24 protein-coding genes are annotated in these 24,357 nt (G+C 43.3%); 16 read left to right on the top strand and 8 right to left on the bottom strand.

Translation table 11 applies throughout. From position 1 onward, the window contains the following. Positions 1-11: 11 nt before the first annotated feature. The 8 genes from R2R71_RS13740 to R2R71_RS13705 form a co-directional block, all read right to left on the bottom strand. Complete coding sequence (locus R2R71_RS13740; RefSeq protein WP_316831849.1) at positions 12-503, bottom strand: TIR domain-containing protein; 492 nt, start codon at positions 501-503, stop codon at positions 12-14. Positions 504-517: 14 nt separating this feature from the next. Beyond that, on the bottom strand, positions 518-916 hold the full coding sequence (locus tag R2R71_RS13735; protein WP_316831848.1) for a TIR domain-containing protein: 399 nt from the start codon (positions 914-916) through the stop codon (positions 518-520). A gap of 149 nt (positions 917-1,065) precedes the next feature. Further along, positions 1,066-3,180: a toll/interleukin-1 receptor domain-containing protein gene (locus tag R2R71_RS13730; RefSeq protein ID WP_316831847.1), complete on the bottom strand. Its 2,115-nt coding sequence runs from the start codon at positions 3,178-3,180 to the stop codon at positions 1,066-1,068. Positions 3,181-3,347: 167 nt separating this feature from the next. Then, positions 3,348-7,046, bottom strand: coding sequence for a leucine-rich repeat domain-containing protein (locus R2R71_RS13725; protein ID WP_316831846.1), 3,699 nt, complete (start codon positions 7,044-7,046; stop codon positions 3,348-3,350). A 154-nt stretch (positions 7,047-7,200) separates the two neighbouring features. Then, on the bottom strand, positions 7,201-8,106 hold the full coding sequence (locus R2R71_RS13720; RefSeq protein ID WP_316831845.1) for a hypothetical protein: 906 nt from the start codon (positions 8,104-8,106) through the stop codon (positions 7,201-7,203). Between the two features lie 116 nt (positions 8,107-8,222). Next, the gene (locus R2R71_RS13715) at positions 8,223-9,461 is read right to left on the bottom strand and encodes a tetratricopeptide repeat-containing protein (protein WP_316831844.1); all 1,239 of its coding nucleotides are present in this window, start codon (positions 9,459-9,461) and stop codon (positions 8,223-8,225) included. 1 nt (position 9,462) lies between these two features. After that, a complete protein-coding gene (locus tag R2R71_RS13710) occupies positions 9,463-10,047 on the bottom strand; it encodes a TIR domain-containing protein (protein WP_316831843.1) in 585 nt (194 codons plus the stop codon). A gap of 3 nt (positions 10,048-10,050) precedes the next feature. After that, on the bottom strand, positions 10,051-10,614 hold the full coding sequence (locus tag R2R71_RS13705) for a toll/interleukin-1 receptor domain-containing protein (protein ID WP_316831842.1): 564 nt from the start codon (positions 10,612-10,614) through the stop codon (positions 10,051-10,053). A gap of 472 nt (positions 10,615-11,086) precedes the next feature. On the opposite strand from R2R71_RS13705, the gene R2R71_RS13700 reads away from it, so the two are divergent. The 16 genes from R2R71_RS13700 (at position 11,087) to R2R71_RS13625 (ending at position 23,854) form a co-directional block, all read left to right on the top strand. Next, positions 11,087-11,554, top strand: a complete 468-nt coding sequence (locus tag R2R71_RS13700; RefSeq protein ID WP_316831841.1) for a hypothetical protein — start codon at positions 11,087-11,089, stop codon at positions 11,552-11,554. A 64-nt stretch (positions 11,555-11,618) separates the two neighbouring features. Then, the gene (locus tag R2R71_RS13695) at positions 11,619-11,951 is read left to right on the top strand and encodes a DUF4134 domain-containing protein (protein ID WP_316831840.1); all 333 of its coding nucleotides are present in this window, start codon (positions 11,619-11,621) and stop codon (positions 11,949-11,951) included. Beyond that, the gene (locus R2R71_RS13690; protein WP_316831839.1) at positions 11,848-12,315 is read left to right on the top strand and encodes a DUF4133 domain-containing protein; all 468 of its coding nucleotides are present in this window, start codon (positions 11,848-11,850) and stop codon (positions 12,313-12,315) included. The genes R2R71_RS13695 and R2R71_RS13690 overlap by 104 nt, the downstream gene beginning before the upstream one ends. Continuing rightward, entirely contained in the window at positions 12,312-14,789 is a 2,478-nt protein-coding gene (locus R2R71_RS13685; RefSeq protein WP_316831838.1) for a TraG family conjugative transposon ATPase, read from the top strand. The genes R2R71_RS13690 and R2R71_RS13685 overlap by 4 nt, the downstream gene beginning before the upstream one ends. Before the next feature lie 35 nt (positions 14,790-14,824). After that, the gene (locus R2R71_RS13680) at positions 14,825-15,244 is read left to right on the top strand and encodes a hypothetical protein (RefSeq protein WP_316831837.1); all 420 of its coding nucleotides are present in this window, start codon (positions 14,825-14,827) and stop codon (positions 15,242-15,244) included. Between the two features lie 17 nt (positions 15,245-15,261). After that, on the top strand, positions 15,262-15,954 hold the full coding sequence (locus R2R71_RS13675) for a conjugal transfer protein TraI (RefSeq protein WP_316831836.1): 693 nt from the start codon (positions 15,262-15,264) through the stop codon (positions 15,952-15,954). Continuing rightward, complete coding sequence (locus R2R71_RS13670; protein WP_316831835.1) at positions 15,941-16,597, top strand: hypothetical protein; 657 nt, start codon at positions 15,941-15,943, stop codon at positions 16,595-16,597. Before R2R71_RS13675 ends, R2R71_RS13670 begins: the two co-directional genes overlap by 14 nt. Further along, on the top strand, positions 16,584-17,240 hold the full coding sequence (locus tag R2R71_RS13665) for a TerB family tellurite resistance protein (RefSeq protein ID WP_316831834.1): 657 nt from the start codon (positions 16,584-16,586) through the stop codon (positions 17,238-17,240). Before R2R71_RS13670 ends, R2R71_RS13665 begins: the two co-directional genes overlap by 14 nt. Before the next feature lie 9 nt (positions 17,241-17,249). Continuing rightward, positions 17,250-18,431 carry a conjugative transposon protein TraJ gene (traJ, locus tag R2R71_RS13660; RefSeq protein WP_316831833.1) on the top strand — a complete coding sequence of 394 codons (1,182 nt, stop codon included), beginning with the start codon at positions 17,250-17,252 and terminating at the stop codon, positions 18,429-18,431. Between the two features lie 3 nt (positions 18,432-18,434). After that, positions 18,435-18,857 (top strand): DNA N-6-adenine-methyltransferase, encoded by a 423-nt coding sequence (locus R2R71_RS13655; protein ID WP_316831832.1) that lies wholly within the window; start codon positions 18,435-18,437, stop codon positions 18,855-18,857. Positions 18,858-18,866: 9 nt separating this feature from the next. Continuing rightward, positions 18,867-19,490 carry a conjugative transposon protein TraK gene (gene traK / locus R2R71_RS13650; protein WP_316831831.1) on the top strand — a complete coding sequence of 208 codons (624 nt, stop codon included), beginning with the start codon at positions 18,867-18,869 and terminating at the stop codon, positions 19,488-19,490. 20 nt (positions 19,491-19,510) lie between these two features. Next, entirely contained in the window at positions 19,511-19,705 is a 195-nt protein-coding gene (locus R2R71_RS13645) for a hypothetical protein (RefSeq protein ID WP_316831830.1), read from the top strand. Between the two features lie 29 nt (positions 19,706-19,734). Continuing rightward, positions 19,735-20,841: a conjugative transposon protein TraM gene (gene traM, locus R2R71_RS13640; protein ID WP_316831829.1), complete on the top strand. Its 1,107-nt coding sequence runs from the start codon at positions 19,735-19,737 to the stop codon at positions 20,839-20,841. Positions 20,842-20,849: 8 nt separating this feature from the next. Continuing rightward, a complete protein-coding gene (locus R2R71_RS13635; RefSeq protein ID WP_316831828.1) occupies positions 20,850-22,484 on the top strand; it encodes a hypothetical protein in 1,635 nt (544 codons plus the stop codon). An 836-nt stretch (positions 22,485-23,320) separates the two neighbouring features. Beyond that, the gene (locus R2R71_RS13630) at positions 23,321-23,533 is read left to right on the top strand and encodes a hypothetical protein (protein WP_316831827.1); all 213 of its coding nucleotides are present in this window, start codon (positions 23,321-23,323) and stop codon (positions 23,531-23,533) included. Positions 23,534-23,623: 90 nt separating this feature from the next. Beyond that, entirely contained in the window at positions 23,624-23,854 is a 231-nt protein-coding gene (locus tag R2R71_RS13625; RefSeq protein WP_316831826.1) for a hypothetical protein, read from the top strand. Positions 23,855-24,357: the final 503 nt, after the last annotated feature.

Below are 24,357 nucleotides of genomic sequence, written 5' to 3'. Positions count from 1 at the left end.
CAGATTCTTTTTTAAGGATTTAACTTGTCATATACACTTTTAGGATAGTGGTAGGCAGATCTGCTGTTATTACCGCTTCTAAGGTTAAACTGACCGAGTGCGTATTTAATGATGTTTCGTCGAAATGGTATATGTACTGCACCTGCATTGCGAAGGATAGCTGGGCACAGATTATGATCAAGCTGCCGCTTTTCATTGAGGTTAATCACAATGATTGGCAACCCAAGTGAAAGGGCTGTAGCCAACTCCCAACGAACATATTTATACAGGTATTTGGTAGACTCACCGATTAGCACGATTACCTTTCGACTGGCTTTCATTCGCACCAGAAGTTTTGCTTTGATGTAGGCTTCATTTTGCGCATTTCGGGTCAAAATGTTTAGTGCATGGGCGTCTTGGAAATCAAAATCTATATGTCTTTGTTGCTTCCAACCTTTCATGTAAGCATATGCCCACATATCTTTATCTGCATCGAAAATGACGTATACATTGCCCTTACTCACTGTTTCAGATGTTGCTAAGCTAAGGTCTTCAGCGCTGTGATAATTTTTTCCTGGGTAAATGCTGTTGCAAAAACCGTCCTTGCATTCAACAGCCCTGCCGGTGTTTGATTGGTGCTTGAAAGTTTAATAGCGACTAACTTAAGTCCCAAGCTTTTTGCCTTCTCAATCTCCCAAGCCATCCACTTGCTGGTGTAGGATTTCGCACCGATAAGTACCAAAAGACATTGCGACTGTTGTAATTTTTTCGTTAAACTGCCCTTGATTACCGCTGCATCGATGCTGTCTATGGGGATATTGGGCGAGCGTTGATCGAATTCGAATTCAAAGCTGGTATTTGCATCCCAGGCACGAAGCAGATCTTTGTAAAGCCTGTCCTCGCTATGATCGTAACTAATAAATACTTTAATTGCCATTTTTTGAAAGGTATTAGATTTGGCTTAAATTTACATTATGGAAAGGAATTCTGCAATATCAATAAATCAACTTGTTTAAAAATGTGAGTGGCCGCCCCTATTTTGACATTAGTGTCCATATAACTGCTTTTTCTTCTTTTTGTTGGGGTTTATGGAATCTTGAACTGCTTTTTTTCCGATATCGTTAAATCAGCTAGGTAAAGTTGCTTGAAAAGCTGTGAAAACAGAAGTGTAAGATTCGGGCTAAGCTTTTTCAGCGGCTGATGAGTATTGAGCTGATAGATTTCCCCATTCCTTAAAAGCACATAGAGAAGCCCATTTTTGCTTTCATAGTTTATTTTTTTCACCGGGTAATCACTGGGTAGCTGTATACTTAGTAAATTTGAAAAACCATTTATGCTTAGTGACACGCTCCTTGGAAGATTTGATTGGTTCAAGAAGATATCAAGCACGCCCCTATTGGTGCCGGCAAAAATCAGGTCTTTGGAATAATCTAGTGCTGTAATTTGGCTGATTTGTTGACTGGGTGAAGAATAGATTTTGCTTATAAATTGGTCTTGTCTAGCAATTTGATTCGACGCTGACTTGGCAGCTGGAGCTTGTGGAATGAAACAAAAAGCTACACGACCACCTTCGGTTCCAAAGATGAAATGATTCGAATCTGCGCACCATCGGTAATAAGTGGGCAATTCTGGCAACATATCGCCCTCGATATCGATATTTATTAAAGGCAGAACTTTTTGTGTTTTACCCAGTGAATAGAAATAGTGTTTATGCTCTGTTTGGTTATCGGGATGAGCTACCCTGATAAGTTTCTTTGCGTCATTGCTAATCAGTAAGCTATCATTAAAGAACGAGTTCCTGCTTTCATCTGGATTATTGAGCCAAATGTGATCGAGTTTTCTTTTGACGACATCAATCAAGGCAAGCAACTGTTTACCTTCCCCCATGTTTTTCTCTTTATAAAAAAGTAGGTATCGACCATTCTCAGATGGAGACACCTGCAATCTGATGGTATGAAAAAAAAGTGTCTTAAGGGAATCCTTTTCTGGCCCCGGATAAGTGTCAAGGTCTTTTCGTAGCAATATTGGCTTTAATCGATTGCTTGCGATGTCATAAGCTGCAAGTAGCGTATCCTTTTTTGGGAATAGGTAGTAAACTATTTCGGGTTGAATACCATTGATACCGCGGAAAGGTCTTTTAAAAGGTAAGGGGATGATTTTTTGTAGCTTCTTGTTGAGGGAATAGACTTGTACACTATCGTTAATGAGGGTATAATATTGATGCATTTTTTCAAGGAATCCAAAATACTGGAAATAACCTACCGGATCATAATTGGTGTCAAGTGGGGTATCTGCAGTCTTGATTTGCCGGTAGAAAGGGTTGAATTTCACTCTCCTGTAGAAGCTTGGCGAATGTGAATCGAATACATCGCCATGGACAAGGTTTGTTTGGTAGTAGTCATCAAGCTGTTTGAAGTTAACTGCATTTTGATTTGCTTGGTAGGCGTAAGCAAAAAGGATTAATGCTTTGCTGATGTTTTTTTCTTTGATTGCATTTGCTGCAGCAGTTAAGGCTTTCGACTTGGCATATTTAGTGCTCGTATGCCTTTGCTTTAACATCAACAAAAAGCCGCTAATACTTGCTATCACGAGTAGACATGCGAGGATTAACCCTAGGGAGATTTGCCGGCTTCTGCGAATTTCTGCGGAGGCGATAGCCCGTGGTTCTCTACCGGTCATAGAAGCAACTACTTTAGCAAGTTCATAATTACTATTGTTATTTCTACGTAATTGTAGCTGCTTTTGTTCACGGTAAACATGCTTTGTCATATCAACCCACAATGGCTCATTATCGAATTTCCCAGCAAGCAACTCTGGTAGAGAGTTGGTTTTATGCCAGTTGAAGTCTTTTTGAATAGGGTCCCAATCGATTTCACCGTCAAGCAACAGGATAATAAGGTTGTCGGTTGCTGATGCTTGGTGTGAGGCAAACCAAATTTCCAATTCTAAGTTGATGTAGTTGGAATGAAGGACTTCTGGCGTTGCCAGAAGTATAAAATATTTAGATTGCTGAATTGCGTGTTGAAGTTTATCGGCGATTTTACCACCACCAGGAAGACTGGTCTGATCTCGGTAAATCGTGCGTGCTCGCCTAATTTTATACCAGGGTTTGCCCAAATTTTCCAAGCTATGCTGAATACTCTTAGCCGCTAAACTGGCATCTTGATGGGTATAAGAGATGAAAGCGTCTATTATTTCCATTGATAATCAATTAATCACAACTTCAATCTACTAAGAAAAACTCTTAATTTAACAATGTTAACAACTTCTTAGTGCTATTTTAGCTTTGCGAGGGATTATTCCGACTAATAGCCCTAGACAGCCTAAGTGGGTCCGTAGTCTTTAAGTAAAGGTTACTTAAATTTGGCTTAACTTAACTCTTCATTTCCAAGTGCTTTAATTTTTTTAACGACTTCAGTCCAAGCTTGATCACGATCAGCAGCCAGGGTAATGACTTGTGCCTTTTTGGGTGCTGTATTGTACGCGCTAAGTGGTGAGGATTCCCAGTCGCAGCTGCGTACAATAATGGGTATGATACGTACGGAATTATCGTTGCTTTCGCGTTCAATGGTGCTTTTGATTTCGATGTCCCAGATATAATCCGATTGAAGAAAATTGCTGCTGACCAAAAAGATAACCACATCGGCATCGCGGAGTTGTTTTTTGATTTTATCATCCCATTTTTCGCCCGCTTGAAGCATTTGACAATGCCAGATGCTGATCTGACCGGTTTTTTCAAGTACGCTGAGGTGACTAAGTAGTTCTTTTAAGAGCTGGATGTCTACAGAGGAGTAGGAAATGAATATATTTTTACGCTTGATTGGGTGTTTCAAATAGGCCTTAAAATCTCGTAATTGATAGTATTTTTCCTGGTAAGTGAAAATCCATTGGTTTTCAGTCTCATTTTTGTGGATCAGGGGCAGCGGAACGAAATGCTGGCCATCGAGGGTGACCAAAAGTGTTACCGCTCGATATCGATTAAGCTTTTCCAGAAAATCAACGACTTTTTTGAGTAATTCCCCGCTATGTCCCTCACCCAGACAAAAAATGTCAATGTAGGGGAAATCTACCCCCTTTTGAATATAGTGAAACTGTACCATGACCAACTGGCCCGCCAAGTCATCTTTGATGATAATGCCATCTTGCCAATAATAATATAGTGACTCTTGTTCTGGCTCGAAAAGGGTTTGAGCCCCGAATTGCTGAAAAAATTCCAAGATTACATGTTTATGAATGTAGCCTTTAAACTCAAAACGATATACAGGTTTTCGAAAAGCGGTTAGAAATAAATCGATGCCTTGCTGAGGTTTCCTCGGCAGGTAAAGTGGTGCAATATAATTATTTTGCTTTACTGGATGATTAAATATGATTTTAAAGTGAATCATGAGGCCCAGAATGTCGCTCACCTTCTCTGGATTTAAAGCACTCAATTTTTCTTGAGCATGACGGATATCAAATTCACCACGTTTTTCATGAAGTCCCTGTAACACAATCAGGATATTTTGAATTACTTCGGTTTGATTGAGGAAAATTTTTCCACTTAACAGCTGATCTTCAGGAAAATAAAGTAGAACCCCAATATCGTTGAGGTACTGCGCAAAACTCTTGGTGTCTTCCTCATTAAACAACACGGTACTTATCTCAGGCGCTGTCATCGAATTTAGCAATGGTATCTCCTGTATATGTCGATTACAGAATGCTTGAAATTCGACGATGCTAAGCTGTTGGGGATTTTCTAGTGCGAGAATCTTTTCTTTGATGTGTCCCCAAGTGCCCAGATAATCCTGACCGGAAAAGTCCAAATCAGAAATCATATCCGCTAACATCGATTTTAGCCTTGTCAAGTTCCGGTCTTCTTTTACGGATATATTAATAAAATCGTAAATCCTTGGGTGGCTTTTAACTAACTGTTCTTGATTTAAAAATTGCTGATCAGCTTTGCGGTCCACTTTGTTTTGAACAACAATGATATTAGGTTGTTGGTTTGCATTTGAATTGTTGCTAAAGTGGGGATGGAGATGCATATCAGGTTCCTCAATGAGCACAATGTTACCATTATCTGCTTGTTTGTAGTTTGCAAGCATATCGGCGATGGATGGTAGCGTTTTCTTTTTGAGGTGATAGTCAATTGAATCCAGCCAGAATGTCAAAGGTAAATGTTGCGCCTCAGCTACCATTGAAACTTGCAATTCAGTTTCCTTCCGATCCCATAGAACCAAGTAAGCGGTTCTGTCGGTAAAAAAGAGGTGGTGCGTATCATGGTAGTATTCCTGTCCACCGAAATCAAAAAGACGAACGCGAAAATCGCGGCCATTAATGGATTGGATAAATGTTGAGTTTTCCAGCCAATGGGTACTGGTGATACGAGGCTCAAAATTGCTGTATTTAAGCCAATGAGCAAAAGTGGTTTTTCCAGAGGCACTATTTCCGACCAGCACGATTTTGATTTCGTTATTTTTAAATAACGGTATATTCACCCGCTCCTCTGCCGCAGCCTGCTCAAAGTATGCTAATACGCGCATTTTCCCCTGCTTGACCACTTCCGCTTTAGGGTTAATCAAAGGATTATTAGCCACACAAATGGTACTGCTTTTCCAAGCGCTATCTTCGAGGTCTAACTTCATAATTAGCGCTTTGAGCGGTAATAAGTTCTCAATGCGGTTGGAATGAAGATCCAGTGTTACTAATTTGGGAAAGGCGCTCAGTGCTTCAACCGAACTGATTTGATTATTGCTGAGGTAGAGAGTCTCAAGATTAGCATGGCCGTCAGGCAAATCAGCAGACTGAATTAAGTTATTATTTAAGTGAAGCTCTTTTAGCGATTCCAATTCCGTTAAAACTTTGACGTCACTGAGTTGGTTATTGGCCAAATTTAAGTACTGAAGCTTTTTCAGTGTGGCTAAAGCTGATATATCTCTGATACGCCAGCGTACTGGATAATAAAGATCTGTTATCTCGACTTCCCAATCACCTCCACAGATAAGTGTCTCAAGGTTTTTGAGCTTTTTTATGGCTTTAGGAATAAAAAAAATATTATTAGGCGTTTGACGATTAGCCGACAAAAGAAATATCGGTTCTTTGTTTTGGGGATTTTTCCATTGGTTAGAAAGGATTAAAGTTTTTAAATGTGTACAATTGAAGAGCTCTGGAACCTCAGTTAAATCGGTTAATCCGCAACGACCCAGATCCAGAATCGGCGCTTTCGTTTTTAAGTTTTCATTGATTAGCTTTCTGGCGTAGCGGTTATTTTCGTTAAACCATTTTCTGATTTCGACCTTACCCCTATCGGCGATCTCCGATGGTGGACTTGTTAATGGGGTGCCTTTTACGCTTAGGTTTCGTAAGGGGTTGGTAGGTCGTCGAATTGTTTTAAGCAGCGGACTCAAATCCTTGATTGTATTGCCATCAAGATTAATATTGGTCAAAGATGTCGTGGTGCTGAGGGCGGAAATATCCCAAATCTTGTTGTGACTGAGATCAATGCTACTGAGCTTTCTCAACTTTGCAAGAACCGAAATATCGGCGATACGATTAACAGATAAATTGAGTTTGGCCAGGTTTCTCAAAGGTGCCAGAAAATCAACATTTTCAAGGTTTCCATTGGAGATTTCTAACCGGACTAAACCAATTAGAGGGCTTATGAAACTGTAATCTCGGAGCTGGTTTTGGTTAAGAAGCAGGACTGAAATTCCTTTTGGAATGGTCGAAATCTCTTTGACTTTGTTAGCATCGAGATCGAGGGTTCTAAGCGACCTCAACCCCCGCAATGGCGATATATCTTCTATTTCATTAAAACTCAGATACAATTCTTCGAGCGTATTCAAGCTGCTCAAAAAATTAATATTTTTCAAGTTGCAATCACTCATTTTTAGCGATTTTAAACTTGTGAAACTGTCGAGAACACGCCAATCAATGTCTCGCTCGATGTTGATGAAGCTTAAACCAGAGACGCGACTTAACTTATCTAAAGTATAATAGCAGGATTGGTGCTTGTTAACTGCGCCGCCATGACTAAGCTCAAAACCAAGCTCAGCTTCAAGTTCAAATATAATAGAGGGTTTTTCCATGTTGAGGGTTAATTTTAATTTATAAGCTATGGTACTGGTTCTTCAAAGTTTTGAAAGATTGGTACTGATGAATTACCTAGATTGATTATTAATCGACAAATTTTTCAAATAAGTTTGTTGTTAAAAGGGAAAATGAATACCTGGTCTGGAGACATTATTTGCCATGATAAAAAATTTCCGCCTGCTTAAAGGCTGTAAACTCCTGCGCGGCATAATCTTCAATGCGAAAAAAAATTAGTGAGTGAAGCGGAGGCGCAAATTGAATCAATGATTCATAACTTTTCATGCTGCCAGTGAAGATCAATTTCTTTTCATTTAAAGCGATAAGTGTCTCAAGTTCCATGCAAAAGCCTTTGGAAATATTCGATGTTTCGAAATCGGCTAAATTCGGTGTATAGAAATCAATCACAACATATTTGGCGCAGATTGCGAGGTATTGGAAAGTTTCAAACCAAAGTTCATCTGGAGGATAGATTAAAAGAGATTCATCTGGTAAAACTGTCTTTTCAGATGTGTTGTTGAGCATGATCACCGGATATCCGGCCGAAAAAAAAGAAAAACATTTCGCTGTGCTGCTTTTACCGAAGTCGCTGCGTGGCCAGATTGCAGGCATTGCGATACCGGATGCACCACCACCGGGTATGGGAGTAGCTTTTTCGTGTAGACCAGATTCAAAATCACGGAGGTATAGAATGAAATCTTTGTGCTCACCGAGGATATTTAAAATATTTTCGAAATCTTCATTGGCCTTGATTGTTTTCTTTCGTTTTTGATATAACCAACCTTCGAGCGTTTCGGTGTTTCTCTTTTCAGTCAGACTTGCAACAAAAGTAATAAAGCCAATGATAAAAAAAATCCACTTTTGTAACCAAGGGTCCTTGTCCAAAAATACTACCGTTATTATACAATACAAAAAATAGGTTGTCCCTATTAACCCAAACAAAATCAGCGAAGTTTTAGCCCATGAAATTTGACTTTCCCTGCGCGAAATGTTTTTTTCAAGCGACTTTTGAACGATTTCAATATTTCGTTTTATTTCTGGGATGTGGAGGCTAATCATAAGATGAACTAATTAATTTCTCTAAACCAATGGAAGTAGTGTTGGATAAATATTCATAATAAATGCATACTGTAAGCCTCTTGATTTCTATTTTGAGTTCTTAATTCGGCATGTGGTTAGTTTGTCCTTCGAAGAATTTGAGCCAGTTTTTCGCGTTGTTCGAGATAAGAGCTAATGGCAAACTCACCATCGGTAAGTTGCTTCGCCTGCTCGATAAATACATTTTCCTCATCGAATTGTTCTTCAGCAAAAGCAATTTCTGCTAGGGTGAGTAGAATCCAATCTTTATCATCCCTTTCAGACCAGTTGGTATCGGATTGGTGGTGATTGCAAATTTCTTTAACCTGTCTGCGGATACGCTTGGCATTTTGGCGGTACATGATACTGGTTTCACTTTCTTGAACTAAACTTGCGTTGAGCTCGAAAAGAAAGGCAAGGTTAATGCCGTTATAGTAATCAGATGCGATGTAAAATCCTTTTTCATAATAGAAGGTGCTTTGATTTAAGTTATCTGAATCACCATCTATTTCGTGAAGGCGTTTATGAATAGCGCCGGAAAGTCCAAGGGTCTCCACATCTGTAGTAAGGTGAGGATTCAAGGGTTTTAGTATTTCCGCTGCTTTAAGCAAAGCGGATTTTTCGTCAGGCAGTTTCGACTTATAGGTCATCAGCGCTAAACGCTGCGTGATAAGAATATTATCTTGATTCAGGCCCAGCGCCTGTTCAAGCAAGGAGATCGCTTTGCTATAGTCTTTCGCGGCTTTAGCGGCCTCTGCATGACCAAGTATATCAGAAAGCGAACCGTCATCTTTAATATTATCCTCGATGGCCTGTACCTCCACTTTTGAGAAAGTGGGAACATTCAATTCGGGAAATAGGCTGTAGAGTGGACTATCTGTTTTCGGATTTTGTTGCAGCTCGATAATTTTTTTCTGAAGCAATTCCCTGAATCGGAGTACCTCGTCATATTCAATACCTTTGCCCCAGTGTTCATAGGTATCAATAACAATGTGATTGATGTCAAAGGGTTTGACAAGCTCGGTTTCTGAAATGACCAAGGTTGCATTTTTACGCACCGCATGACGGATGCCTAATTCGTAAAGCACGTTTGGATTCAAAGTGGAGATATCAGCCACAACGAAGTCCGCTTTAAGGATATTATCGTACATGGGAATATCAATCATTCCACTATGTGTTAAATCGCAAGCGCGGTAGCAGATGAAGCCCTCTGCTTCAAAGGCAGGTTTGATGATGTTTTCAAATGTTTTATCCATGTCCAGCACACGGCCGGTGGCGTAATCGGTCTTTGGTCCAAATCCGATGATGACAAAACACGTTTTTTTAGCTGTACTCATATTAAGGTCTGACAATCGTATAATTTGCAATAGGTTGACTTCGTTTCAAAAAGGCTTGTTCGATGTAATGTTCCGGGTTAACAATAAAATCATCCCATTTCACTAAAATGCAGTAACGCTCATGATCGGCGTGGGAACATTTGTTATTTGGAAGGTAATAATTACGCCAAAATTCTCGAATGGTCGTTGTATCATTTAGACGAATCACGTTATGAACAGCCTGACAACCATTGCAAGTGATATCCCCTGCATAAATTTGGTGATACATGCTCGGCAAAACAATGCCCAACAGTCCGTTCTGCGTATTACCAGGTCCATGATACAGGGAAGCCTGCAGCTCTCTTTTAATATACTTTTGTTCTTCCCAGCCAAGATTCTCCGCGCTTTTTGCGCCAATGAGATGGATCGTCACAGTGGAGTCCGATAAATACTGATTCCGGATAACACGCATGATGTATTCTTCATTAGTAGAATCAATTGGTTCATTGAGCGATCTATCAATCATATTGATATTTAGATCTTCCAGTATAAATTTCTTGAAGTCAAAATCTTCTGTTTTACACGATATAAAGCATCTTCTATTCATTTTCTAAGCTTTATCAACAATAAGATTGTCCATAAATTGATTAAGTTGATGTTGCGTATTGAAGGCACTGAAGCCTAAATTTTCAGCTTTCATAATATCTGCACTTCTACCGGTAAATTTGCCAATATCATAATTGAGATCATAGAGATCGCGAATGATGGACACCGTTCGCAAATATTCTGGCAGGCCACCTTTCGGAATCCCTTTCAGGCAAAGTGCGATGACTTTGGTCTTATCGTAACCAAAACCAATTTCGAAAGGGACCCACCTGGACTGCAGGGTATTGGGTGAAATGAGAACGAGCATATGTGAGCTGTTATTTATACCCCTACAAAGGGCGTCGACAAGCACCTTTGGGTCGCCTTTTTGTGATTGAAGTCTTAAGTCTCCATCATATTGATCAAAATAAACATCTACACCAATATATAAGAAAAAATTAGCAATCGCCGCTGCCGCCGTCCTATCGTCGCTTTGATAGGAAATGAAAACACATTTGCTATTGGTTTGGAAGTATGCCGCCTTATTTAATATGGAAGCAGATTTATCGTAATATTTATTTGAGGGCATCTTAACTTAAATCTTATTTAAATTTAAACTTTTTTTTTGCAAATCTCAATTGCTTTGTATTTTTTATCAGTCTGAATAATTATTTTGCAGCTATCAATCTAACTAAGCCGCCACACAATTTGCGTAGTCAAAAGGTTTTAGCGTTCGCTTATTCTGTTTGACCCTTGGGCTGGCAATGAAAACAACCTTTCCAATTATTCGTTTCACTGTATTTTCAAATGGTGCGGTATAAATGATTACAATACCAACTAACAATCGCTCAACGCTAGGATTCGTTTGCCTGAGGTGGTGAATGGAATCACTCTCCGGAAAAAAACACCGCAAATTCTAGCATGAATATCTTAATAGACCTTCATTTAATCTCCTTTATTCATTTGAATATATCTAGTAGAGATTTGAGCCAATTGATCCTTTGAAACTTTGTGCTGTTGCCTTGCGGTAAGGGTGCGGCGAGGCTAAAGCATTTCTTTTTATGATTTATTTTGATTTTTTATGGGGTCCATATGGGCTGTTTGGACTGGTGGTTCTGTGTGCGGCTTTGCTGCTTGTCTTCCAGCGACTGCCGCAGGAGAAATCTGTTGAAGCTGGCGATACTGGAAGTTTAGAGGAAGAGGTGTTGGACCGTTACTCGGTGATGGGTAAAGCGAAGCCTGATTTTGGCGTTGCGGAGGTTTCGGCGGATGAGTTTGGATTTTCGGGTGAGACGGGGTTGGATGAAGAGGAAATGCTTACGGCAGCCAAGACGGAGATTAGGGTCCTTTGCCAGGTACTGGCAGATAAGGACGGAACAAAGGAGGATTTCTTTTCAATGTTTGGGCTCATTAGAGAAGGCTATCCCGGGATTGCGGCATTGCCGATGCGCAGCAGCATTGATGAATTTATCCGCGAGCAGGTGCCATTCTTCTTATCGGTGGCGGAACTGGAGAGTCTTTGGGATTAGTTGTGGTTGGTTGGTTTTTTAGGTGTTTGGTGGATTGGTTTAAGGTTTTAATGGGGTTTGATTTATGAAGAGTAGAGTTTTAAGGTTTGGGTTTTTAAGGGGTTTGGTAGCGCTGGGTTCGGTGGTTTTTCAAGTGCTGATTTGTGCGATAGTTTATGGTCAGGATGGGGTGGCTGGGATTAATGAGGCGACCAATAAGGTGAAGAGTTATTTTGATGCAGGTTGTAATCTGATGTATGCGATTGGGGCGGTTTTGGGCGTGATTGGCGCAGTGAAAGTATTTCAGAAGTGGAATGCGGGGGAACCGGATACTTCGAAAGTGGCGGCGGCCTGGTTTGGGAGCTGTATATTTTTGGTGGTGGTGGCAACGGTGCTGCAGTCGTTTTTTGGGATTTAAGTTTCGAGTGGAGATGAGTTTAGTGTATCAGGTGAATAAAGGAATAGGAAAGCCCATTAGTTTTAAGGGCTTGCAAGGAAGCTATATTGGTTATCTGGCGGGCGGATTGGTGTTACTCTTGCTGGGTTTTACGGTGGGGTACATTTCAGGGGTTTCGCTATATGTGCTTTTACCGGTGGTTTTGGGTTCGGGTACAGCACTGGTGTTTTCTCTCGGCAGGCTTTCGAAAAGGTTTGGGGTGCATGGACTGGGGAAGTTTATGGCGCGCCGCGGCTTGCCACGGTATTTGCGTTTTTCGTCTCGCCGGGTGTTTACGGGTTTGCGGGTGGTTGAGAGCAATTCAGAAAGGCAGGTCAGGCGATGATGGATATCGAAAAAATCATGCCGATATGGAAGGTGGAAAATGACTGCCTGTTATCGGTGGCGGGTGAAGTGACGGTGGCTTTTAGGCTAGAGCTGCCGGAAACCGGAACGTTATCGGCTTCGGGCTTTGATTCGGCGCAGCAGGCTTTTGTCAGGGCAATAAGGGTATTGCCTTCGGGGGTGGTGTTTCATAAGGCGGATTACTTTTTTTCGAGTTTGGTTAAGGGAGATTTTGAAAAGGCAGCTGATTTGGGGTCGCCACTGGCTTTTGCTTCGGAAGGGCATTTTAATGAAAGGCCGTTTCTTGCTCACAGCTGCTATGTGTTTTTAACGCTACTGTCTAGAGGAAGGAAACCCGCGAGCTCGGCTTACAGTAATATTTTGCGCAAGAGTATTGCGCCGGTGGGGAAAGCGGATGAAGTTTCTTTGAAGAACTTTTTTTCGGCCGTTGGGGCGTTTGAGCGGATACTGTTGGATAGTGGCTTATTTTCTTTGGTCAGGCTTCGGGATGAGGAGCTTTCGGGGACAGCGAGTTCACCGGGGATACTGGAAAAATATTTGTTTTTGTTAGCGCCGGGTGAAGGGAATGTGCTGCGAGATGTGCACCTGCGTGACGGGATTCGGGTGGGTGATAAACATTGCCAGCTGTATACGCTCTCGGATAGTTCGGAGCTTCCATCCTTTTGTGGTAGTAGGATTGATGAGGAAAAGTATTCTACCGATAGGGCGAAGTATTCGGTGAGTTTTGCCAGTCCTTTGGGACTGGGTCTGGATTGCAACCACATTTACAACCAGTTTATTTTTACGGGGGACGCTGGTCTTCGAATTAAGGAACTGGAAGCGAAGAAGTTGCGATTGCAGTCGCTGTCGGCGTACTCTAGAGAGAATGCGGCGGCTCGAGACAGCGTGAATGATTATTTAAATGAGGCGGTGGTACAGCAGCGGTTTCCGGTTCGGGCGCATTTTAATGTTTTGTGCTGGAGTGAGGAGTCTGCTGAACTTTCGGAAATGAGGAATAAGGTGTCTTCTGCGATGGCGAAGTTAGATGCAGTGTGCAAGCAGGAGACTGATGGGGCGGCTCAGGTATGGTTTGCCTGCATGCCGGGCAATGAAGGGGATTTTCCGTTGAATGAGTGTTTTGACACTTTTGCAGAGCAGGCTTGCTGCTTTTTGAACCTGGAAACTGCGTACCGCTCCTCTTTATCGCCTTTTGGTTTGCGGTTGAGTGATAGGTTATCTGGGGTGCCGGTGCATGTGGATATTTCGGATGAGCCGATGAAGCGTGGCTGGACGACTAACCGCAATAAGTTTATCATCGGGCCTTCGGGTTCGGGGAAGAGTTTTTTTACCAATCATTTACTTCGGAGCTATTATGAGCTGGGCGCGCATATTGTGGTGGTGGATATCGGGCATTCTTATCAAGGGTTATGCGGACTGGTGGAGGGATATTATTTTACGTATTCCGCTGATTCGCCTATTTGTTTTAATCCTTTCTTTTTAGCGGATGGCGAGGTATTGGATACGGAGAAAAAGGAGAGCATCAAAACACTGCTGCTGGCGCTATGGAAAAATGAGCATGAGGGTTATTCGAGGGCAGAGTACGTGGCGGTTTCCAATGCGCTGACGCTATATTACAGTTATCTGGAGTTGAATGTTGGGGTTTTCCCGGGCTTTAATTCTTTTTATGAGTTTTTGCTCTCGGATTACCTTTTGGTTTTGCGGGACGGGAAGGTCAACCCAAGGGATTTTGATATCGATAATTTCTTATATGTGCTTAACCCCTATTATAAGGGTGGGGAATTTGATTTTCTGCTGAATGCGAGGCAAAACCTGGATTTGGTGTCCAAGCGCTTTATTGTCTTTGAAATTGATACGATCAAGTCCCACCCAATTCTTTTTCCGGTGGTGACGCTGATTATTATGGAAATGTTTATCGCAAAACTTCGGAAGTTATCCGGGGTGCGAAAGGTACTGCTGCTGGAAGAAGTCTGGAAGAGCATTTCCAAATCCGGGATGGCGGAATACATCCAGTATGCCTATAAGACGTTTAGAAAGTTCTTTGGGGAACCGATTGTGGTGACCCAGGAAATCGAAGACATTGTCTCCTCTCCTATTGTCAAGCAGGCGATAATCAATAACTCGGACTGTAAGATATTGCTTGATCAGTCGAAGTACCAAAACAAGTTTGAAGTGGTGCAGGAGTTACTGGGACTGACTGAGCATGATAAGAGCCTGGCGCTTTCGATGAATAGGGCGAATGATGCTAAGCTGAAATACAAAGAGGTCTTTATCTCGCTCGGCGGGCATTCCAAGGTGTTCCGCACCGAAGTATCGATGCTGGAATATTATGCCTATACCACTGAAGAGCGGGAAAAGGTGCTGGTGGCGAACTATGCGGCCAGGTTTGGTTCGGTAGCACTGGGGTTAAAAGCGCTGGTGGCGGATATCCGCTTCGGGGTGCTGGTGCCGGTTTAGGAGGGGTCTATTTTTTAATCAATAATTTTTTGGATATGAATCAGCATTTGAATTGGAATGTTTTTGGGCGGCCGGATGGCTTGAGGCTATCGCTCGCTGCCGTTTTTGTAGTGGTGTTGACCTGCGCATTTTTTGGGTGCGGGCAAAGCCAGCCGGCCATGGCCGGCATGTATGTGAACCATACGGTTGGGGAATTGAGTGAAGCGTGGGATACATTGGTGGTGGAAAAAGCTGCTGGAGCGCAGTTTTTTATCCACCGCAGGACCGGTTACCGTTTGCGGGAAGCTAGCGGGTTTGGGCCATGGAAATGGGAAAAGGAAGAGTGGTCAGCGCTATGGGACGCGCAGCGCGAAGCGCTGCTGGAAAGCCGAAACGGTAAAGTGATTTCTTTTAATGCTTCGGAAAGTGAGCTGCTGGTGGGCAGGCGAAAGTATGAAAGGGTTGCAGGAAAATGAGAAGGGGTTTGCGTTTTATGAAAGAGCAATTAAGGACCTATATGGTGGTGTTGCCGCTATCGGCGACGGTACTGCTGACTGCGCTGCCTTCGCCGGTAAGCGCGCAGCTGGCCATAGCCGAAGTAATCAAAGCCGGGGTAAAAAAGGTGATCAAGGCCGTGGACTTAAAAGTCCAGCGGCTGCAAAACCAGACGATATGGCTGCAGAATGCGCAGAAGGTGCTGGAAAACGCTTCAAGCAAATTAAAGCTGGAAGAGATTTCCGACTGGACCGAGCGCCAGCGAAAGCTTTATGCGGATTATTATCAGGAGCTGGTTAAGGTAAAGGGAATCATTTCAGGTTATAAGCGCGTGCGGGACTTAGTGGGCACTCAAGGGGCAATTTTGCAGGAATATAAATGGGCACTGGCGCTATTTAAAAAAGATAAGCACTTTTCAGCAACAGAACTCCTGCATATGGAGGAAGTGTATGAGGGGATTTTGAAAGAGAGTCTTGCTAACCTGGATCAGGTGTTTACCGTGGTGAGCAGTTTTGCAACTTCAATGTCAGATAGCAAAAGACTGGAGCTCATCAATGTAGCAGCAGAAAAAATTGAGGCCAATTTTTCGGATTTGAAGGGTTTTAATGATGCTTGTATTGTGATGAGCATTCAGCGCAGTAAATCGGTTTTGGAAACTAAAAGATTAAAGGAGCTGTATGGGATGGATTAGGGTATTGTTGTTTCGTTTGCTGGTTTTTTGTTTGGTTGGTTTTGTGGGCTTTGTGGGTTCAGCCAGCGCGCAAACGTTTTCGGAATGGTTTGCGCAAAAGAAAACCCAGAAGCGGTATTTATTAGAGCAGATTGCCGCGCTGGAGGTGTATTTGAACTATGGGCGACAGGGCTATAAGTTAGTGGGTTCAGGGCTAGAAACGGTCCGCGGGATTACGTCAGGAGAACTGGGTTTGCATGATGCATTTTTTTCTGGATTAAAGCTCGTGAGCCCGGTGGTTAAGGGTGATAGCAGAGTAGCAGAAATTTTGCTCATGCAGACAGATGTGGTGCGTATGATTGCGGGATTGCGGTCCGCGGCTGGACTGGATGCCGTGCAGGCGGCTTACTTGGGCTCGGTTTGTGCTTCGGTGCTGGGGGAATGTTATTCAGATTTGGAAGAATTGCTTGGGATTGTGGTTTCCGGGAATGTGGACTTGTCGGATGATGAGCGGCTATTGCGGCTGGAAAGGCTATACCACAGGAGTATCGATAAAAAGTCTTTTATCGGGAAATTTTCGGCGGATGTTGGCACGCTTCTTCGAAGCAAAAAAATTGAAAGTGATGCTTTGGAAAATTTAAGGAGGTATTATGGGTTGGATTAAGTGTGTTTTATTGCGGGTTTTGATGTGGGGGATTTTAAGTGCTGGGTTGTGTTTGCTTAGCGTACGCTCTGCTCTCGCGCAAAGCGCGGAAGCCGAACAATTGCTGCTGAATGTGGAGAAACTCTCGCAGCTGAAAAATATCCTCGCGGACATGAAAAAAGGTTATCAGGTGATTTCCACTGGCTATAATTCGGTAAAAAATATCGCGCAAGGAAATTTCTCTTTGCATGACGTGTTTTTGAATGGGTTGTGGCTCGTGAGTCCGGAGGTGCGGAAGTACTATAAGATTTCAGAGGTGATTGCCGCTGAAAAGGATTTGGTGGTGGAATATCGGTCGGCGTTTTCGAGGTTTTCTACTGCTGGGGTATTTTCTCCTTCGGAGCTATCTTATTTTTCTTCGGTGTATGGGAAATTGCTTTCAGAGAGCCTGGATCATCTGGATGAACTGGCGATGGCCATAACTGCCGGATCCCTGCGCATGAGTGATGAAGAGCGGTTAAGTTCCATTGACCGGATACATGCGGGGATGCAGGATAAATTGGTGTTCCTGCGGACTTTTAATCGTAAGAATTCGGTGCTCCAGGTGCAAAGGCTGCGCGAGGTTCAGGAGATTCGTAGTCTGGGGGATTATTTTAAACAATAAGTTTTTTTTATGAAAATGAATCGTTTGTTGCGGCTGTCTTTAGCCGTTATGGGACTGTTTTGCCCTTTTGTTTCCTTTGGGCAAGGGGTGGCGGGAAGCATTACTGGCTTGCAGCCGGTATTGGAGCAGGTCTATTCAGAGATGCTGCCCATGTGTTCGCAGCTGATTGGCGTGGCCCGGGGGCTGGCTGGATTTGGGGCGCTTTGGTATATCGCATCCCGAGTTTGGCGGCATTTGGCGAACGCCGAGCCGATTGACTTTTATCCCTTGCTTCGCCCCTTTGCACTGGGACTGGCCATTATCCTTTTTCCCTCAGTCATTGGGGTAATGAATGGAGTGCTGTCCCCTATTTCTTCGGCCACTGGCGCGATGGTGAAAAATTCGGATTTAGCGGTCGCGGCACTACTAAAGCAAAAGGAAGTGGCGGTAAAAAATTCCAAGCAATGGCAAATGTATGTAGGGGAATCGGGAACGGGTGATGACCGGGCCTGGTACCGTTATACCCATCCTAAAGATCCAGAGCGGACCGAGGAAGGGATGTTTGAGGGACTAGGGAATGATATTAAGTTCCAAATGGACAGGATGAGCTATAACTTTAGAAACAACATTAAGCAATGGATGAGTGAGGTGTTGCAGGTATTGTTTGCCGCAGCGGCACTTTGCATTAATACGATTAGGACCTTTTATTTAATTGTGCTGGCTATTCTTGGACCACTAGTATTTGGTTTTGCGGTCTTTGATGGTTTCCAACATTCGCTCACCGTATGGCTCGCGCGATATGTGAATGTGTTTTTATGGCTGCCGATAGCCAACATCTTTGGAGCGATACTAGGCAAAATACAGGAGAATATGCTAAAAATAGACATCTCACAAATCTCGGATGCTGGCGATACTTTCTTCTCGCCTACCGATGCTGGTTATCTTGTTTTTATGTGCATTGGAATTGTGGGTTATTTTACCGTTCCGGGTATTGCGAATTACGTGGTGAATGCAGGTGGCGGAAATGCGATGCTACAAAAAGTAACCGCATTGACTGTGGGCGGCGCGGCCGCCATGGGCAGTATGGGTATGGCGGCTGGCGGCATGGCGGCAGATGCACTGGGCGACCAGTACAGAATGATGAATACCGATAAAGCTGGAGGGGAAGAAAATGATTATTTAAAAGACAGGATTTCGGGAGGGAAAAGTTAGTCTATGGTATCCCCTGTATTATTTTCTTCAGCAAAAACGGATTGGGAAACGCCTCCAGCGTTTTTTGAAGCCTTAAATCTAGAATTCAGGTTTACGCTGGATCCTTGTTGCACTCCGGCAACGGCGAAATGCGCGAAGTATTATACGGCTGCCCAAGATGGACTTAAACAGGACTGGCAAGGAGAGCGGGTATTTTGTAACCCGCCTTACGGGAAATCAATTGCGGACTGGGTGGCGAAATGCGCAATGGAAGCTAAAAAGAAGGATACGCTGGTGGTGTTATTGATACCGGTAAGAACGAGCACGACTTATTTTCATGAGCATATTTATAACAAGGTTAAAGAAATCCGCTTTATCAGAGGGCGGCTAAGGTTTGTGGGGGCAAAAAGTTGCGCACCCTTTCCTTCAATGGTGGTGGTATTTTAAAAAGAACAGATGTTTTCACAGTTAAAAAATATAGACCGTGCTTTTCAGCACATTAAGGTTTTTAGTATTGTGTTTCTTATCGTTTGTGTATTAGTAAGCGCAACCGTGGTGTATTGGAGTTTTACCAGGGTAAAAGTGGCTGAAGGCCGGGTGTATATCCTTTATAACGGGAAAGTGCTGGAAGCGCTCGCTTCCCAGCGGCGAGAGAATTTGGCGGTAGAGCTTCGTGACCATATCCGCACCTTTCATGAGGACTTTTTTACGCTCGATCCGGATGAAAAGTCGATTGCAGCTGGGGTGACTAAGGCATTTTACCTGGCAGATGGTTCTGCGAAGCGTGCTTATGATAATTTAAAGGAGGCGGGTTATTATAATAATCTGATTTCAGCAAACATCTCGCTATCGCTCGAAGTGGATTCAATTCAGTTGGGAAGTGAGGCGCCATATGCATTTGTGTGTTATGCGACCCAGCGCCTGGTTCGCTCCTCTTCTACAGTGCTTAGGCGATTGGTGACGCGCGGCAAGGTGCGCGTACTGCAAACGCAGACGGACCATAATCCCCATGGCTTTCTGATTGAAGACTGGGAGACGCTGGAAAATGGAGATTTACCTAGTGGTTTGGGTCGCAAATGAGGCGGTTTAGGCGTAAGGATATGGAGCTGAATCCGGCGCAGGAAAAGCTGGCGGCGCGTATTGCAGCTTCGCTGCTACGCTTCCAGCGCCGCGTGGCGGACAAGCTTAATGCTTACACTTTTTCTTGGTCTGCCTTACGATGGAAAATTTGGCTGTTTTGCTTTTGTGTGGTCTTCGGGCTTTACTGCGCTTACCTGATTTGGGAAGCAGTTTAATAAATCAATTATTCAATTAATAAATATTTATGGTAGAAAACAAAAAGAAAGGGCGACTGCGGATAGAATTGTCCGCGCGCCAGAAGGTATTGCTCGGCATTTTGTTGGTGGTGATGCTTATTGGTTTAGGTTATGGTTGGTATTACTGGAAGCGCTCGGCTGATGAAAAGGCGGCGCCGAAAGCGGGCATTAACATGGCGCTGCCGGGCGCTAAACTGGAAAAAAAAGACCCGGTGGATAAGATGGCTTATTATGAATTGGCTAAACGGGATTCTGCGAGGCTAGCAAAGAATGAGGTGACGAGTGAAGTGAGGGGATTTGGGTTGAGCCGCACGGAGGATGAACAGACGCGGAAGATTAATGAAAAACTGGCTTCTATAAATGAGGCGATTTCGTCCCCTGCGCCTGCGGTTTCGGGTTCTGGTGTTTCACCGAAGTTTAATGCTGGAGCAGGTACAGTCCCTATCGGAAAAGATGTGGACCGGTTGGAAAAACTGATGAAAAGCATGAGTTCGGCAAAAGAAGCTGACCCGGAAATAGAGCAGCTGGGGACGATGATGGATAAGCTGCTGGCCTTGCAGAATCCGGGTTTAGCTGAGCAGTTATTGAAGGATAAGAGTACAGGGGTAGGAAACGGTGATGGAGTGATTGCTGGTAATCGTGTAGACAGTCAGTTTAAGGCCGTGCCGGCCGTGGTTTCGGTAAATCAAAGGTTAAGGCAGGGTTCAGTAGTGGAACTTCGTTTGGTGGATTCGATGGTGGTGTCCGGTCAGGTGATCCCTGCGGGGCATCTGGTGTATGGACTGGCTAATTTTTCTAACCAGCGGCTGAATCTGGAGATTAAGAACATCCGTTTGGGAACTTCTATTATTCCGGTGAAGTTAACGGTCTTTGACAGACGTGATGGTATGGTGGGGATTAATGCGCCGGATGCGCTGGTGCATGATGCGGTAGCGGGTGGCGTTTCGTCGGCTTCTGGTGGAATAGGTGTGGTGGGTTTTGATTTAGGCACGCAGCTCGCTGGAGCAGGACTCGATGCCGCGCGGTCACTGTTGAATAAAAAGGTGAGCCGGATTTCGCAGCGGCTTAGGGCGGGTTATCCGCTATTGCTTCGGGATAATACGGTTAAACGCTGATTTTGGGGATGAAGTTTAATCGGGCGGATTTACTGGAAACGGTGGAGATGCTCAATTCCGGGCTTGGGGTCGGGATGTCTCAGGTTTATTTTTCGGAGCATTCTGGATTGTATAAGGCGGCTGATTTTGAGCTGGTGCGGGAGGTGGAGATTGAGTTCTTGGGTAAAGAGCATTTTGCTGGTAGGGTTTCTTTGGATGCTTCGGATTTCTTTGAATCGCTGATGCGGATTTCTTTTCGGCGGGATTTAGGGGAAGTGATAGATGTGGCTGTGGTGGAAGCACGGATGGAAAAGGAAATCTTGCAGGTGTTTTCTGAGCTCAAGGGTATTGGATTGTATGAGCCGTTTTTGGAAAAGCAGATCAGGGATCTGGTGCGGTTTGGGGAAGGTCCGGAGCGGCCGGTGTTTAGGGAGTTTGGGGAGGGTAAAGTGGGCTTTTTGGTGAATGTGGATTATAAGGGTGCTACTCGCCTCTCGGGTTTTGCGCTCATGGTGCCTATTACCCCAATGGTGCATGAGCTGCTTTATTTTCCTAAAGAAGTGTCAGTGGAACTGGTGGGTAGTATGATTAGAGATGTGGAGTCGCTGCGAGCGATGAGTGAGAAAGCAATGGGATTAGTTGAATTTAAAAATAAAAATATGAACAAGAATTCTTTAGAAAATTTTAAACTGGAGGCGGCTGCATTGAAGTTGCCGCTCCATATGATTACTGCTGCTGAAAGCCAGATGGCTAAAGGGGTGGAAAAGTTTGAGGTGGAGGGTCAATTGTTTTCTGATAAGGGGAAACTGGATTTGACGGTACACATGAAAAAATCGGGTCAGTCGGATTATTATTACCTGAACAGTTTTGAGGTAGCCAAATCTACGGCGAAGGAATTAGCGCCGGATCATAAGTATCTGGTGACAGGGCCAGACGAGCATGGGGAGGTAAAGACTAAGCAGTTTGACAGTGCGGTTCGGGCGATGGATTTCTTTAAGGCTCAGACGAGCGATTATGAGCTGGCGGCCGGGAAGTTTTCGGATAAGGATATGCCTTTTAGGGATGTGCTGGCCACGATGAAAGATGGCAAGGTTGATTATGTAGCGCCTGAATTCAGGATGGCCTATTATTCGCCTATTATCCGTAATTCGCATTATGTGGATAGAGGAAAAGGTTTTACGGTGGAACAGGCGGCGAATATGTTGCAGGGCCGGGCGGTATTCCGCGAAGATATGGTAAGCAGGGCCGGTGAACAGTATGCAGCCTGGAGCCAGTACCAGTTTGACCAGCCTAAGGATAAATATGGTAATTACACGATGAAGCAATTTGGTGAAGGTTATGGTTTTGATTTGAAAAAGGAGCTGGCTAGCTATGATATTGTGGAGATGGGTACCAAGGATAAAGCAGCGAAACTGGTGGATGAATTGCAGAATGGGAATAATCCGATCGTGCGTGTGAAGGGGGCTGATGGGCAGGAGAAGGATTTACGCATCGAGGCGGTGCCCAGGTATATGAACCTGAATTTTTATGAGCTTTCGGGAAAGCCGGTAAAGCGGGAAGAATTGAAGGTCGAGGTTTCGCTGGATAATGGGCTGGGTCAGGAGAAAGGAAAAGAAAAAGGTAAAGGAAAAAGTCAGGCGCAGGAGAATGAGCTGAGTCTTTAGGACTTAAGCTGTTTAGTAAGGGGGTTTTCTTTTTAGGAAAGTTTGATAGTAGCCTTATCTGTTGCAGCTGTGAAAGGAGCCTTATCCAATTGGATAGGCTCTTTTCGCTTTTACTGGTGTTTTGTTTCCAGCTGAGCTGGAATTTGAACATGGAAAGCGGTAAATTAATAATGGGTTATTATGGAATTTCCCTGGAAAATATTTTGTATCTTAGTCATTCGGGAGGATTGGGTAACTCAGTTGCTTTAAGCGGGTTATCATCCCAACGATAGATATCGTTTTGTTTTTTGAAGGGCAGGCGCTTAAAAGGCGCCTGCTTTATATAAAGAGATCAGCATAGTTTGCATAGTTTAGTCAATTTTTTATCAATCAGGAACCCGATGTTTCCCTGGTTGATTCTGGAGGGGGCTTGTACGGCAATATCCTGCTCCTTTTTTTTCTGAGTGGTATTAAATGATTAATTGTTTTATTTAACCCTTTTTAGCCTTTGCTTTTTTTTAAAACAAAACCAAAAATCGGGTGTTATCAATTCACCTTTTTAAACATTACCTACAAGTAGCCTTCCGATTGGGGGCTACTTTTTTTTTGAAAACAATGTGGGCCGATCAATTGTTACCAGTTTAGATTTTTTAACATCTGTATTGGTTTAGCTTTATGGCAGGCATGGTGGGACATGCCTGCTTTTTTTTAAAACTTTTTTTATTGCCTGTGGTTTAGCAATTATAGACATACATATTATTACAAATTAAGTTTAAGCAGCGGTCGCGAGGATAGCTGCTTTTTTTTGTGATTAAAATTATTTGTAATTACTAATAATATTAGTAAAATTTGCAGCCATGTACAAAAAAGTTAATGAGCAGCGAATTATCAATATCGGTAGAGATTTAATAGTGGTGAATAAAATCGGTGGCGCGGAAGGTTTGCACCGTATTTTGATTAACAGCAAATTTGCCGGCTATATTGAAAAAAGGGCGGGTGAGTATTATCGTTTGGATGGGCATGATATACACAATTTGATTTTCGCAAGATTGTGTCAGATAATGGGTTAATTATGGAACCTCAGGCATCCTTCGCACCAAAGTGGCCCAGGGTATTACCCACAAAAAAGGACGCCATTGTTTACAGAATAAATTTAGCTTGTGCTGCAGGAAGAATTTAAGTTTAAAGCCCAGTTTGGGTCTGCTATCATCGATGCTAAAATTTCAGTGTATTGGACGGACACCTATTATCTATTTTTAGATAATGCTTTGACCGGCATTTTGTCTTATCGGAATAACTGCTGGTCGTTTGCAGCAAGTGGCAATCAGGATTATAATTCGGATGATCTGCTGGTTTTGGCTGAAATTATACAAACTAATTTGAAACCCTAACATTTTAGAACAGGTATACGCTAAAATTCGGGATGAATCATAGGCGTATAAAGGCTTTGGAGGCTGATATTACTTTTGCTGATGAGTTTACTTCTGCACTGTTAAGGGTGATTTAAAGCTTAGTGTGTCTAGGTTAATCAGGTAGACTTTGGCTTTTTTGCCCAGGATGCTCAACTCGGGGAATATATACAGGAAATCAGTACGCACTTCAGGGATTCCGATTCGATTTAGCCTAATAGCGCATCAGCTATTTGTAAACGCAGCTCCTCTCCTCCCCTGTAAATTGATTTGTGTTGATGTTTGCTTACCTTATCTTAAAGCTGACTGTTTGTTGCATTCGCCTTGCTCTCAGATAGCTAAGCCGATGGCTTCGCGGGTGTGGTACATGCTTTATTAATGCTGTGGCCATTACGGCTAAATCCGGAGAAGTTGGGGCATGAATAAGCAATTGTTTAAGATAAGCCAAAGACATGCGCCGGATAGCAAAGCACTTACCAACAGGC

The sequence above is a fragment of the Pedobacter aquatilis genome (assembly GCF_032678405.1).
Classification (GTDB): Bacteria; Bacteroidota; Bacteroidia; order Sphingobacteriales; family Sphingobacteriaceae; genus Pedobacter; species Pedobacter aquatilis_A.
The sequence above is the reverse complement of the archived record's forward strand: the minus strand, read 5'-3'. Positions and strand labels throughout refer to the sequence as shown.